Below are 13,052 nucleotides of genomic sequence, written 5' to 3'. Positions count from 1 at the left end.
AAAGCAAATGTTTCAGCAGTGTGACAATCGATATAAATGAATAAAAAAGTTACAGGCCGCTTGTAACAAGACGTTTTTGATACATAAGTTGTTTTGGGTCATTTTTCATCATGATTGTGCTAGACGGGCTAGAAGCCACTTGCGTACAATGCGGTCGAAATCTTTTGTGGGGGCAGGATATGACAATTCAAAAATGGGTTTTGGGTAACTGGAAAATGAATGGCCGCTTGGCAACAAATGAAGCATTGTTGTCACAATTGGGTCAAATTGACACGGATGAAAAAGTGGCAGTGGGCGTAGCAGTGCCATCTGTTTATTTGTTACCAAGTTTACAGGCCGCTCAAAATGTTTTAGTAGGCGCAGAAGATGTCAGCCGTTTTGCGGCAGATGGTGCTTATACTGGTGAAGTATCGGCTGCGATATTGGCGGATATTGGTGCACAATTTACCTTGATTGGTCATTCTGAGCGTCGTCAATACTTTGCAGAAGATGAAGCCGTTTTGGCGCAAAAATATGCCAATGCGGTGGCAGCTGGAGTATTGCCCGTGTTGTGTGTGGGTGAAACCTTAGAACAGCGTGAAGCCAATCAAGCTCAAGCGGTTGTTGCTGAGCAATTGTCTTGGTTAAAAGATGCTGTTTTGTTGAATCAAACGGTTTTGGTGGCGTATGAACCTGTGTGGGCAATTGGTACTGGTGTGGTTGCAAGCATCGAACAAATTGCACAAATGCATGCTTTTATTCAAGAGCATGTCTTGTCACTGGTTGGCAATGCTGCTAATATTCGCCTCCTTTACGGCGGTAGTGTGAATGCAGACAATTGTGCCGCCATTTTTGCTGTTGCGCATGTAGACGGAGCCTTAGTAGGTGGTGCGTCTTTGAAAGCCGACAGTTTTGCGAACATTATTACAGCGGCCATTAGTGCTGCGAATTGATGCCATGGAAGCCTTTAAAACCATTATCTTTTTGGTGAACATTTTTTCAGCCTTGGCTGTGATTGTATTGGTATTATTACAACACGGTAAGGGCGCGGATGCTGGTGCTGCGTTTGGTTCTGGCAGTGCACAAGGTGTATTCGGTGCAGCTGGCTCAGCCAACTTTTTAAGTCGTGGTACAGCATTGGCAGCAGTTTTATTTTTTGCTTCTTGCTTGGGTTTAGGCTATTTTTCTGCCAACCAAAGCAGCGGCTTGAATTTTGACCAGCCAGCGCCAACAACGCAAAGCGTGCCAGCGCCTGCTGCGGCACCTGCGACTGGTCAAGTCGTACCAGATTAAACAATTATTGCCGACGTGGTGGAATTGGTAGACACGCCATCTTGAGGGGGTGGTGACCGTAAGGTTGTATGAGTTCGAGTCTCATCGTCGGCACCAAAAATAAAAAAAGACAGCTTTTGAGCTGTCTTTTTTTTATTTTTAATTTATGTTTATCTAAATGAAGTGATCTTCAATGAAGTGTGGTTTCCTGTGTATATTACAGGACGCTTTTTAAAAAAATCTAAAAAAATCATAATAGTAATTCAAATAATAATCATTATCAACAACTTATTAACAATATGAATTTATTTGAATTTTTTTAAACCGTTATGGGTTGCTTTTCTGCGATTGCTTAAAATTTAAGCAATAAATGTTAGCATAGGTAAATACCATCAAAATACAAGACTTTAAATCACTGATTTAATTAGATACAATAGATAGGATTATCTTGATTTTCGTTTAGGTCGTACAGCCATGCTAGCGAATTACTTTCCAGTATTACTGTTTATAGTCATCGGCCTTGTTGCTGGTGGCGCGTTCATTACTTTGGGTTCTTTATTGGCCCCAAGTCGTCCATATGAAGAAAAACTCTCTCCTTATGAGTGTGGTTTTGAGGCGTTCGAGAACGCCCGTATGCGATTTGATGTGCGTTATTACCTTGTTGCCATCCTGTTTATTTTGTTCGATTTGGAAGTGGCATTCATGTTCCCTTGGGCTGTTGTGTTCAAGGAATTGGGTGCATTTGGCTTTTGGTCAATGTTGGTCTTCCTTGTCATCCTAACAGTTGGCTTTGTTTATGAGTGGAAAAAAGGCGCTTTGGAATGGGAATAGATGGCGTTTTAGAAAAAGGTTTCATCACCACCAGTGCTGATACCGTTTTGAATTACATGCGTACTGGCTCTATGTGGCCAGTTACTTTTGGTTTGGCTTGTTGTGCCGTTGAAATGATGCATGCCGGTATGGCACGTTATGACTTGGACCGTTTCGGTATTATTTTCCGTCCAAGTCCTCGTCAAGCTGACTTGATGATTGTTGCAGGTACTTTGTGCAACAAAATGGCCCCAGCATTGCGCAAAGTATACGACCAAATGACCGAGCCTCGTTGGGTGGTGTCTATGGGTTCTTGCGCCAATGGTGGTGGTTACTACCATTATTCATACTCTGTGGTGCGCGGTTGTGATCGAGTGGTACCTGTGGACGTTTATGTACCAGGTTGCCCTCCGACATCAGAAGCGTTGATTTATGGTTTATTGCAATTGCAAAACAAAATCAAACGTACGCAAACCATTGCGCGTAACTAAGAGGCAGACGTATGACGAAATTAGAAACTTTACAGGCCGCCTTAAAAGAAGCGTTGGGCGAAAAAATCAGCCACATGAAGGCTGATTTGGGTCGTGTGACGATTGAATGTCGTGCTGCTGATTATTTGGATGTGATGCAAATTTTGCGTGACCATCCAAAATTGCAATTTGAGCAATTGATTGATTTGTGCGGTATGGATTACAGCCAATACCGTGAAGAAGCTTGGGATGGTTTCCGCTTTGCAGCGGTGTCTCAATTATTGTCTGTGGCTTTGAATCAGCGTTTGTGCGTGAAAGTCTTTGCTGAAGACGATGATTTGCCTATCGTGGATTCGGTGACTGCCATTTACAACTCAGCAGATTGGTATGAACGTGAAGCCTTCGATTTGTATGGCATTTTGTTCAACAACCATCCTGACTTGCGTCGCATTTTGACCGATTATGGTTTTGTGGGTCATCCATTCCGCAAAGATTTCCCTATCTCAGGTTACGTAGAAGTGATTTACGATCAAGAACAAGAACGTGTGGTTTACCAACCTGTAACCATTGAGCCGCGTGAGATTACCCCACGCATCGTTCGAGAGGAGCAGTACGGTGGCTAAACTTAGAAATTACACCATTAACTTCGGCCCACAACACCCGTCTGCGCACGGTGTGTTGCGTTTGATTTTGGAACTAGAAGGTGAAACGATCGTTCGTGCGGATCCGCACATCGGTTTGTTACACCGTGGTACTGAAAAATTAGCCGAAACCCGCACTTTCATTCAAAACTTACCATACATGGACCGCTTGGACTATGTATCGATGATGTGTAATGAACAAGCTTATTGCTTGGCGATTGAAAAAATGGCTGGCATTGAAGTGCCAATTCGTGCGCAATACATCCGTGTGATGTTTGCTGAAATCACCCGTATCTTGAACCATTTGATGAATATTGGTGCACAAGGTTTGGACGTGGGCGCGATGACGGTGATTTTGTATTGCTTCCGTGAACGCGAAGATTTGATGGACATGTACGAGGCTGTTTCTGGCGCACGTTTACATGCCGCTTATTTCCGTCCAGGTGGTGTGTACCGTGATTTGCCTGATTTCATGCCTAAGTATGAAAGCAACAAATTCCACAGTGCCAAGCAATTGAAACAAATGAACCAAGCGCGTGAAGGCTCTTTGTTAGATTTCATCGAAGACTTTACCAACCGTTTCCCAGCGTGTGTGGACGAGTATGAAAACTTGTTGACCGACAACCGTATTTGGAAGCAGCGTTTGGTGAATATTGGTGTGGTAACGCCTGAACGTGCTTTGAACAAAGGTTTCACGGGCGTGATGTTGCGTGGTTCTGGCATTGAATGGGATGTGCGTAAAACGCAACCTTACGATGTTTATGCCAATATGGATTTCGACATTCCTGTAGGTGTTAATGGTGATTGTTACGACCGTTACTTGTGCCGTATCCAAGAAATGCGCGAATCTAACAAAATCATCAAACAGTGTATCCAATGGTTGCGTGCAAACCCAGGTCCTGTGATTACCCAAGACCATAAATTTGCGCCGCCTAGCCGTGTTTCGATGAAAGAAAACATGGAAGAGTTGATTCACCACTTTAAATTCTTTACCGAAGGCATGCACATTCCTGAAGGCGAGATTTATGTGGGTACTGAACATCCTAAAGGTGAGTTTGGTGTGTATGTGGTGTCTGATGGCGCTAACAAACCATACCGTTTAAAAATCCGTGCACCTGGTTTTGCACACTTGCAAGGTATTGATGAGATGTCACGCGGTCACATGATTTCTGACGTGGTGGCGATTATCGGTACCCAAGACATCGTATTTGGGGAGGTTGACCGATAATGTTGTCAGCTGAATCGTTAAAACAAATTGACTTTGAATTGGCCAAATACCCGAAAGAACGCAATCGTTCTGCCATTATGGGTGCATTGCGCATTGCGCAAGTAGAATTGGGCTATTTGTCTGTTGAAACCATCGACTACGTGGCTGAATATGTAGGCATTCCTGCAGCTCAGGCTTTGGAAGTGGCGACTTTCTACAATATGTACGACCTGAAACCTGTTGGCGCACAAAAAATTACTGTGTGTACCAATTTGCCGTGCGCTTTGCGTGGCGGTATGGCTGCTGGTGAGTATTTGAAAGAGAAATTGGGCATTGGCTATGGTGAAACCTCAGCTGATGGCAAATTCACTTTGGTAGAAGGCGAATGCATGGGTGCTTGCGGTGATGCGCCAGTGTTGATTGTAAACAATCACAAAATGTGCAGCTTCATGACCAAAGACGCAATTGATGCAAAATTGGCAGAGTGGGGTGTGAAGTAATGGCTATTTTTAAATCTGGTGTGATTTTCAATGGCGTTGATACTCAAGATCCTAACTGTTGGACTTTGGAATCATATGTTGCTCGCGGTGGTTATGAGGGCTTGAAAAAATTGTTGAGTACCGGCATGACTCAAGACGACGTGATTTCTGAAGTGAAAGCTTCAGGTTTACGTGGTCGTGGTGGTGCAGGTTTCCCAACCGGCCTGAAATGGAGTTTCATGCCGCGTTCGTTCCCTGGTGAAAAATACGTCGTTTGTAATACAGACGAAGGTGAGCCAGGTACGTTCAAAGACCGTGATATCATGAAATACAACCCACATGCCTTGATTGAAGGCATGATCATTGCCGGTTTTGCAATGGGTGCGGTTGCAGGTTACAACTATGTTCACGGTGAAATCTTTGAAGACTATGAGCGCTTTGAAGAAGCCTTGGAGCAAGCACGCGTTGCGGGTTTCTTAGGCAAAAACATTTTGGGTTCAGAGTTCAGCTTTGAATTGTATGCTCACCATGGTTATGGCGCTTACATTTGTGGTGAAGAAACGGCATTGTTGGAATCTTTAGAAGGTAAAAAAGGCCAACCACGTTTCAAACCACCATTCCCTGCTTCATTTGGTTTGTATGGCAAACCAACCACCATCAACAATACCGAAACATTTGCTTCTGTACCATTCATCGTTCGTGATGGTTCAGGCAGCTTCAATCAATTTGGTTTGGAAAACAACTTCGGTACCAAATTGTTCTCGGTTTCAGGCCACGTTGAGCGTCCAGGCAACTATGAAGTGCCATTGGGTACACCATTTTCTGTGTTGTTAGAGATGTGTGGTGGCATGAAAGATGGTCGCAAATTGAAAGCTGTGATTCCGGGCGGTTCATCTTCTCCTGTGATTCCAGGTGATGTGATGATGCAAACCAATATGGATTACGATTCGATTGCCAAAGCAGGCTCGATGTTGGGTTCTGGTGCCGTGATTGTGATGGGTGAAGACGTTTGCATGGTGAAGGCTTTGGAACGTTTGTCTTATTTTTATTTTGAAGAATCTTGTGGTCAATGTACCCCTTGCCGTGAAGGCACAGGTTGGTTGTATCGCATTGTTCATCGAATTGAAAATGGTGAAGGCCGTCCTGAAGATTTGGCTTTGTTGGATTCAGTGGGTAATCAAATGGCGGGTAAAACCATTTGTGCTTTGGCGGATGCTGCTGTGATGCCAGTTCAAGGCATGATGAAGCATTTCCGTGATGAGTTTGAATACCACATTGAACACAAAAAGTGTAAATGCAACCACGAATGGTGCTAAGGCCCGTGTGAAATAGGATTACCTAATATATGTTACAGATTGAAATTGATGGTAAGGAATTATCGGTAGAGCAGGGCAGCACAGTTATTGAAGCTGCTTTGAAATCCGGTACCTATATTCCGCATTTTTGCTACCACAAAAAATTATCAGTTGCTGCCAACTGCCGCATGTGCTTGGTAGAAGTTGAAAAACAACGCAAACCGTTGCCAGCTTGTGCAACGCCAGTGACCGATGGCATGAAAGTATTCACGCAATCGAAAGTGGCGAAAGATGCGCAAAAAGGCGTGATGGAATTTTTGTTGATTAACCACCCATTGGATTGCCCAATTTGCGACCAAGGTGGTGAGTGTCAATTACAAGACTTGTCTGTAGGCTATGGTAAAACCAGCAGTCGCTACGAAGAAGACAAACGTTCTGTTGTTGGCAAAGACATGGGTCCATTGGTGTCTGCTGCTGAGATGTCACGTTGTATTCACTGTACCCGTTGTGTGCGCTTTACTGATGAAGTGGCAGGCTGGCAAGAATTGGCAATGACCAATCGCGGTGAGTTCTCAACGATTGAGCCGATGCGTGGCGCGACTTTGGAAACAGAGTTGTCAGGCAACGTCATTGATTTGTGCCCAGTAGGCGCTTTGACCAGCAAACCATTCCGTTATGACGCTCGTTCTTGGGAATTGTCACGTCGTAAATCGATTTCGGCACATGACGCTTTGGGTTCTAACTTGATTGTTCAAGTGAAATCTCATGTGGTACGTCGTGTCTTGCCTTTGGAAAATGAAGCTGTGAACGAATGCTGGTTGTCAGACCGTGACCGCTTTGCTTACGAAGGCTTGAATCATGCTGATCGTTTGGGTGTTCCAATGATTAAACATGGTGGTGAATGGCATGAAACCGATTGGTCAACTGCGTTGGAATACGTTGCCAAAGGTTTGCGTGGCGTTTCTGCCGATCATGGTGCTGATGCAATATCGATTTTCGCCAATGCCAATAGCACAGTAGAAGATTTGTATTTGGCCAAACAATTGGCGCAAGGCTTAGGTGTGAACAGTATTGACACACGCATGCGTCAACAAGACTTCAATTTAGATGCTGCCCAACAAGGCGCATTGTGGTTGGGTCAAAGCTTGGTTGATTTTGCAGCCAGCGATGCCGTATTGGTAGTCGGTGCAGATTTGCGTCAAGAGCAACCTTTATTGACAGCTCGCATTCGTGCAGCGGTTAAAGAAGGTATGAGCTTGAGCGTGTTGGGTTCGGCAGAGCAAGTATTGCGCATGCCAGCTGCTCAACAAGTATCGCATCCTTACGCTTGGGTGGATGTTTTGGCTCAATTGGCGGCACCAGCTGCAGATGCTTCAGAATTCATTTTGAGTACAGCCAAACAATTGTTGGATGGTGAAAAAGTCAGCATCGTTTTGGGTGCTGAAGCCATGAACCATCCACAGTTTGCGCAAATCTATGCCGCAGCTCAAAGCTTGGCACAAGCAACAGGTGCTACTTTGGGTTTATTGCCACAAGCTGCAAACAGCGTGGGTGCTGACTTGTTAGGCTTTAAAGCCAAAGCAGGTGCAGTGAATCCTGTTAGTGCTTTGAATGGCAGCCAAAAAGCGGTGATGTTGCTCAACATCGAACCTGATATGGATTGGGCTGGTAGTGAGGCGACTCGCCAAGCATTGTTAAAAGCACAAACTGTGATTGCTTTGACACCTTATCAAAGTGAAGCTTTGCGTGAAGTGGCTGATGTGATGTTACCTGTGGCGCCATCAACAGAAACTTCAGGCAGCTTTGTTAGCATGGAAGGTCGTTTGCAAAGTTTCCATGGTGTGGTGAAAGCTTACGCACAATCTCGTCCAACTTGGAAAGTCTTGCGTGTATTGGGCAATCAGTTGGGTTTAAAAGGTTTTGATTACACCTCTAGCGAAGAAGTTTTGGTACGTTCTGGTTTGAACAGCGATACTATCGCCAGTCAATTGAACAACCAAGTGAAACAAGTGAATCCTGTACAAACTTTACAGGCCGCTTCTTTGGTTCGTGTGGGTGGTGTGGGCATTTACCAAACTGATTCTGTGGTACGTCGCTCATTGCCATTGCAAGCAACAGTGCACGCACAAGTGCCAACGGCTTTGGTTCATCCAAATACTTTGGCGGCATTGCAATTGAGTGATGCTGCACAAGCTGTGGTGAAATCGGCTCAAGCACAAGTGATTGTGGCATTGCAAGCAGATGCAAGCGTGGCTGAAAATGTGGTGTCTTTGACATTACATCCACAAAACAAAGCGTTGGGTGCCATGATGAACACAATTGAATTGGTTAGAGGATAATCATGGAAGCTTGGTTTATTGGTTTATTAGGTCCAACTTGGGGCTTTGTGGTTTCATCGTTGGCTAAAATCGTCATCATTTTGGCACCGCTGATTTTGTGCGTTGCCTATATGACGTATTTTGAACGTAAAGTCATTGGTTTCATGCAATTGCGCGTGGGTCCAAATGTGACTGGTCCGTTTGGTTTGATTCAGCCTTTTGCCGACGTGGTGAAATTGTTGATGAAAGAAATCATTCGCCCAACTTTGGCTAATAAAGGTTTGTTCTTGTTGGCGCCAGTGTTGTCATTGATGCCAGCATTTGCCGCTTGGGCAGTGATTCCATTTTCACCAGATTGGTTTTTGACCAATGTAGATGCAGGTTTGCTTTATATCATGGCTATCACCTCTTTCGGTGTCTATGGTGTGATTATCGCAGGTTGGGCATCTAACTCTAAATACGGTTTCTTGGGTGCAATGCGTTCTTCTGCGCAAATCATCTCTTATGAAATCGCAATGGGTTTTGCATTGGTTGGTGTGGTGATGGTTACAGGCAGCTTGAACTTTGTGGAGATTGTGAACCAACAAGGTCAAGGCATTGCAGGTGGTTCAGTATTGTCTTGGAACTGGTTGTCTTTATTCCCATTGTTTGTGGTGTATTTGATTTCAGGTGTCGCCGAGACCAACCGTGCACCATTTGACGTGGCCGAAGGTGAGTCTGAGATTGTGGCAGGTTTCCACGTTGAATACTCAGGCATGGCATTTGCCTTGTTCTTCTTGGCTGAATACATCAACATGATTTTGATTGCAGCTTTAACTGCTTTGTTGTTCTTAGGCGGTTGGTTGTCTCCATTCCCAGCAAGTTGGGGCATTATTGGTGCTGCCAGTCCTGTATGGATGTTCATCAAAATGGCGATGGTTTTGTACAGCTTCTTATGGTTCCGTGCAACCTTCCCGCGTTACCGTTACGACCAAATCATGCGTTTGGGTTGGAAAGTATTCATTCCTGTAACTTTAGTGGCGGTCATTTTGTTGGGCGCATGGATGATTTCTCCATGGTCACTGTGGTAAGGAATAAGAGAGTAGAGCAATGGCTAATTTAGTTAAATCATTTTTATTGACAGAGCTTCTCAAGGGTATGTCGATTACGTTGAAAAACTTCTTTTCACCGAAATTGACTTTGATGTTCCCTGAAGAAACCACGCCACAGTCAGTTCGTTTCCGTGGTTTGCATGCACAACGTCGTTATCCAAATGGTGAGGAACGTTGTATTGCATGTAAATTGTGTGAGGCGGTTTGTCCTGCCATGGCCATTTCGATTGAGTCAGAAAAACGTGAAGATGGTACACGCCGTACCACTCAATACGACATCGACTTGACCAAATGTATTTTCTGCGGTTTCTGTGAAGAAGCTTGTCCAGTGGATGCAATTGTTGAGACGCACATCCTTCAATACCATGGTGAAAAACGCGGTGATTTGTATTACACCAAACCGATGTTGTTAGCAGTAGGTGATCGCTATGAAGAAGAGATTGCCCAACGCAAAGCAGCTGACGCGCCATATCGTTAAGGGAAGATCATGTTTCAAACAGTCTTATTTTATATTTTTGCAGCTGTGGTTTTGTTCGGTGCGGTGCAAACTGTCACTACCAAAAGTCCAGTTCATGCAACCTTGTACTTGGTATTGACCTTCTGTACCAGTGCGTTGTTGTGGATGCTAATGCAGGCCGAATTCTTGGGCATTGTATTGGTATTGGTTTATGTCGGTGCGGTGATGGTGTTGTTCCTCTTTGTGGTGATGATGCTGAACATCGACGTCGAAGAAATGCGAGCGGGTTTTTGGAAAAACTTGCCAGTATCAGGTACGGTAGGTGCTTTATTGGCCATCGTGTTGATTTTGGCATTGATTGATCCTAAAACCAATTTGGCTGCATTTGGTGCGATGGAAACCATTCCTGCTGATTACAGCAATGTTCGTGAATTAGGCCGTGAAATGTACACCACTTACTTGTTGCCATTTGAATTGGCGGCGGTATTGTTGGTATTGGGTATGGTTGCTGCGATTGCATTGACCCATCGTCCAAACAAAAATCCACGTTATATTGATCCAGCTGATCAAGTTAAAGTACAAGCCAAAGATCGTATGCGTTTGGTTAAAATGAAGCCACAAGTCGAAGATGCGGCAGAAGCAGACGCAGACAACACAGAGGTGAAATCATGATTTCGATTACTCATTATCTAGTTTTAGGTGCCTTGTTGTTTGGCGTCAGCGCCATGGGTATTTTCATGAACCGTAAAAACGTCTTGGTCATCTTGATGTCGATTGAGTTGATGTTGTTGGCGGTGAATTTTAACTTTGTGGCTTTTTCACAGTATCTCGGCGACATTGCAGGTCAAGTGTTCGTATTTTTCATCTTGACTGTGGCTGCGGCAGAAGCTGCAATTGGTTTGGCTATTTTGGTATTGATTTACCGTAATCGTCAAAGCATTAACGTACGAGATTTGGACAGCCTGAAGGGCTAACATTCACCCAAGAAGAAATCAATCATTATGGATAAAATGAGTTTATATTTAGTGATTGCCCTTGCCCCGCTGGTAGGTTCGATACTGGCGGGTATCTTTGGCAAGGCAATCGGCCGCAAAGGTGCCCATATCGTGACGATTTTGGGCGTGGCCATTTCATTTGTGCTGTCTTGTGGCGTCTTGTACGACTTCTGGACAGGCAAAGGTCAAGTCTTTGACCAAAACCTCTACACATGGTTGACCATGGGTGGTATTGATTTTGGCATTGGCTTTTTAGTAGACAGTTTGACTGCGTTGATGTTGGTGGTGGTAACGAGCGTATCTTTGATGGTACACATTTATACCATTGGCTACATGAGCGAAGATGATGGCTACCAACGCTTTTTCTCTTACATTTCATTGTTTACATTCTCAATGTTGATGTTGGTGATGAGTAACAACTTTGTACAGTTGTTCTTCGGTTGGGAAGCTGTAGGTTTGGTGTCTTATTTGTTGATTGGTTTTTACTTCAATCGTGATACGGCAATTTTCGCCAACTTGAAAGCATTCTTGGTTAACCGTGTTGGTGACTTTGGCTTTGTTTTGGGTATTGCTTTGGTATTGGCTTACTTCGGTGGCAGCTTGCACTACGGTGATGTGTTTGCCGCAGCGCCTGCATTGAAAGATGCAACTATTCAATTGATTCCAGGTGTGGAATGGTCTTTGATGACTGTGACTTGCTTGTTGTTATTTGTTGGTGCGATGGGTAAATCTGCACAGTTTCCATTGCATGTTTGGTTGCCAGACTCAATGGAAGGCCCAACGCCAATTTCGGCATTGATTCACGCGGCAACGATGGTAACGGCAGGCATCTTCATGGTGTCACGTATGTCACCATTGTATGAAATGTCGACTGTGGCATTGAATACCATCATTGTGATTGGTTCGATTACTGCGTTGTTCATGGGTTTCTTAGGTTTGATTCAAACCGATATCAAACGTGTAGTGGCTTACTCTACATTGTCACAATTGGGTTACATGACGGTTGCTTTGGGCGTTTCTGCTTATTCAATCGCAATGTTCCACGTGATGACGCATGCATTCTTTAAAGCATTATTGTTCTTAGCGGCAGGTTCTGTGATCATTGGTATGCACCACGATCAAGACATGCGTAACATGGGTGGCTTGCGTAAATACATGCCAATTACCCACATTACCATGTTGCTAGGTTCATTGGCTTTGATTGGTACACCGTTTTTCTCAGGTTTCTATTCAAAAGATTCGATTATTGAAGCGGTGCATGCATCGACTTTGCCAGCAGCAGGTTTTGCTTATGTTGCGTTGATCATTTCTGTGTTTGTGACTGCTTTGTACTGTTTCCGTCAATATTTCATGGTTTTCTGGGGCAAAGAGCGTTGGCGCGAACACAAAGCTGACCACCATGATCATCATGATGACCACGGTCACCATCATGGTTTGACACCAGATCAAAACCCACACGAAAGCCCATGGGTTGTGACATTGCCATTGGTATTGTTAGCGATTCCATCTGTGTTGGCAGGTTACTTGATTGACCATTTTGTGTATGGCGATTTCTTTAAAGGTGTGATTTACAACAACTTGGAAGCACATCCTGCAATGGGTGTGATGGCAGAGCATTTCCACGGTTGGTGGGCAATGACTTTGCATGGTTTGTTGGCATTACCCGTGATTTTGTCAGCTTTGGGTGTTTTGACAGCTTGGTTCTTGTATATCAAAGCGCCACACATTCCTGCCAAAATTGTTAGCAATATTCAGCCAATTTACAAATTGTTGGAAAACAAATATTTCTTGGACGATATCTATTTTGCAGTGTTTGCCAAAGGTTCACGTGCTTTGGGTACTTTGTTCTGGAAAGTAGGCGACAGCTTCTTGATTGACAACTGCATCGTAAATGGCAGTGCCAAATTAGTGGGCTTGATTGCCAGCGGTGTACGTCGTTTCCAAACCGGTTTTGTTTATACCTACGCAACAGCCATGGTATTCGGTGTGTTGGTATTGGCTGTGTACTGGTTGAAACCATTGATTTTGGGTTAATCAA

General features: G+C 44.3%; 14 protein-coding genes and 1 tRNA gene. All 15 read left to right on the top strand.

The window, feature by feature from the left end; translation table 11 throughout:
• Positions 1-179 precede the first annotated feature (179 nt).
• The 15 genes from tpiA (at position 180) to nuoL (ending at position 13,048) form a co-directional block, all read left to right on the top strand.
• A complete protein-coding gene (gene tpiA, locus ADP71_RS10570) occupies positions 180-932 on the top strand; it encodes a triose-phosphate isomerase (protein ID WP_019957914.1) in 753 nt (250 codons plus the stop codon).
• Positions 933-936: 4 nt separating this feature from the next.
• Positions 937-1,272 carry a preprotein translocase subunit SecG gene (gene secG / locus ADP71_RS10565; protein WP_019957915.1) on the top strand — a complete coding sequence of 112 codons (336 nt, stop codon included), beginning with the start codon at positions 937-939 and terminating at the stop codon, positions 1,270-1,272.
• 9 nt (positions 1,273-1,281) lie between these two features.
• A tRNA-Leu gene (locus tag ADP71_RS10560) sits at positions 1,282-1,368 on the top strand.
• Positions 1,369-1,725: 357 nt separating this feature from the next.
• Positions 1,726-2,082: an NADH-quinone oxidoreductase subunit A gene (locus ADP71_RS10555; RefSeq protein WP_019957916.1), complete on the top strand. Its 357-nt coding sequence runs from the start codon at positions 1,726-1,728 to the stop codon at positions 2,080-2,082.
• The gene (locus ADP71_RS10550) at positions 2,073-2,552 is read left to right on the top strand and encodes a NuoB/complex I 20 kDa subunit family protein (RefSeq protein ID WP_019957917.1); all 480 of its coding nucleotides are present in this window, start codon (positions 2,073-2,075) and stop codon (positions 2,550-2,552) included. Before ADP71_RS10555 ends, ADP71_RS10550 begins: the two co-directional genes overlap by 10 nt.
• 11 nt (positions 2,553-2,563) lie before the next feature.
• Positions 2,564-3,154, top strand: a complete 591-nt coding sequence (locus ADP71_RS10545) for an NADH-quinone oxidoreductase subunit C (RefSeq protein WP_019957918.1) — start codon at positions 2,564-2,566, stop codon at positions 3,152-3,154.
• Positions 3,147-4,400: an NADH-quinone oxidoreductase subunit D gene (locus tag ADP71_RS10540; protein ID WP_019957919.1), complete on the top strand. Its 1,254-nt coding sequence runs from the start codon at positions 3,147-3,149 to the stop codon at positions 4,398-4,400. The genes ADP71_RS10545 and ADP71_RS10540 overlap by 8 nt, the downstream gene beginning before the upstream one ends.
• A complete protein-coding gene (gene nuoE / locus ADP71_RS10535; protein ID WP_019957920.1) occupies positions 4,400-4,879 on the top strand; it encodes an NADH-quinone oxidoreductase subunit NuoE in 480 nt (159 codons plus the stop codon). Before ADP71_RS10540 ends, nuoE begins: the two co-directional genes overlap by 1 nt.
• Entirely contained in the window at positions 4,879-6,174 is a 1,296-nt protein-coding gene (gene nuoF, locus ADP71_RS10530; RefSeq protein ID WP_019957921.1) for an NADH-quinone oxidoreductase subunit NuoF, read from the top strand. The genes nuoE and nuoF overlap by 1 nt, the downstream gene beginning before the upstream one ends.
• A 29-nt stretch (positions 6,175-6,203) precedes the next feature.
• A complete protein-coding gene (gene nuoG / locus ADP71_RS10525) occupies positions 6,204-8,492 on the top strand; it encodes an NADH-quinone oxidoreductase subunit NuoG (protein ID WP_019957922.1) in 2,289 nt (762 codons plus the stop codon).
• Between the two features lie 2 nt (positions 8,493-8,494).
• Positions 8,495-9,541, top strand: coding sequence for an NADH-quinone oxidoreductase subunit NuoH (gene nuoH / locus ADP71_RS10520; RefSeq protein WP_019957923.1), 1,047 nt, complete (start codon positions 8,495-8,497; stop codon positions 9,539-9,541).
• Between the two features lie 19 nt (positions 9,542-9,560).
• Complete coding sequence (gene nuoI / locus ADP71_RS10515; protein WP_019957924.1) at positions 9,561-10,040, top strand: NADH-quinone oxidoreductase subunit NuoI; 480 nt, start codon at positions 9,561-9,563, stop codon at positions 10,038-10,040.
• Between the two features lie 9 nt (positions 10,041-10,049).
• Positions 10,050-10,691: an NADH-quinone oxidoreductase subunit J gene (locus ADP71_RS10510; RefSeq protein ID WP_019957925.1), complete on the top strand. Its 642-nt coding sequence runs from the start codon at positions 10,050-10,052 to the stop codon at positions 10,689-10,691.
• On the top strand, positions 10,688-10,993 hold the full coding sequence (nuoK, locus tag ADP71_RS10505) for an NADH-quinone oxidoreductase subunit NuoK (RefSeq protein ID WP_019957926.1): 306 nt from the start codon (positions 10,688-10,690) through the stop codon (positions 10,991-10,993). Before ADP71_RS10510 ends, nuoK begins: the two co-directional genes overlap by 4 nt.
• Positions 10,994-11,020: 27 nt before the next feature.
• The gene (gene nuoL / locus ADP71_RS10500) at positions 11,021-13,048 is read left to right on the top strand and encodes an NADH-quinone oxidoreductase subunit L (RefSeq protein WP_171461142.1); all 2,028 of its coding nucleotides are present in this window, start codon (positions 11,021-11,023) and stop codon (positions 13,046-13,048) included.
• The last annotated feature ends 4 nt before the right edge of the window (positions 13,049-13,052 follow it).

Source organism: Vitreoscilla sp. C1, from assembly GCF_002951955.2.
Classification (GTDB): Bacteria; Pseudomonadota; Gammaproteobacteria; order Burkholderiales; family Neisseriaceae; genus Vitreoscilla; species Vitreoscilla stercoraria.
Note: the sequence above shows the minus strand (reverse complement) of the source record. Positions and strands in the feature narration are given on the sequence as shown.

Bases quoted from the DNA above. Each gene is read 5' to 3' on its own strand.
- tpiA (WP_019957914.1), top strand. From the start codon at position 180: ATGACAATTCAAAAATGGGTTTTGGGTAACTGGAAAATGAATGGCCGC.
- secG (WP_019957915.1), top strand. From the start codon at position 937: ATGGAAGCCTTTAAAACCATTATCTTTTTGGTGAACATTTTTTCAGCC.
- ADP71_RS10555 (WP_019957916.1), top strand. From the start codon at position 1,726: ATGCTAGCGAATTACTTTCCAGTATTACTGTTTATAGTCATCGGCCTT.
- ADP71_RS10550 (WP_019957917.1), top strand. From the start codon at position 2,073: ATGGGAATAGATGGCGTTTTAGAAAAAGGTTTCATCACCACCAGTGCT.
- ADP71_RS10545 (WP_019957918.1), top strand. From the start codon at position 2,564: ATGACGAAATTAGAAACTTTACAGGCCGCCTTAAAAGAAGCGTTGGGC.
- nuoE (WP_019957920.1), top strand. From the start codon at position 4,400: ATGTTGTCAGCTGAATCGTTAAAACAAATTGACTTTGAATTGGCCAAA.
- nuoF (WP_019957921.1), top strand. From the start codon at position 4,879: ATGGCTATTTTTAAATCTGGTGTGATTTTCAATGGCGTTGATACTCAA.
- nuoG (WP_019957922.1), top strand. From the start codon at position 6,204: ATGTTACAGATTGAAATTGATGGTAAGGAATTATCGGTAGAGCAGGGC.
- nuoH (WP_019957923.1), top strand. From the start codon at position 8,495: ATGGAAGCTTGGTTTATTGGTTTATTAGGTCCAACTTGGGGCTTTGTG.
- nuoI (WP_019957924.1), top strand. From the start codon at position 9,561: ATGGCTAATTTAGTTAAATCATTTTTATTGACAGAGCTTCTCAAGGGT.
- ADP71_RS10510 (WP_019957925.1), top strand. From the start codon at position 10,050: ATGTTTCAAACAGTCTTATTTTATATTTTTGCAGCTGTGGTTTTGTTC.
- nuoK (WP_019957926.1), top strand. From the start codon at position 10,688: ATGATTTCGATTACTCATTATCTAGTTTTAGGTGCCTTGTTGTTTGGC.
- nuoL (WP_171461142.1), top strand. From the start codon at position 11,021: ATGGATAAAATGAGTTTATATTTAGTGATTGCCCTTGCCCCGCTGGTA.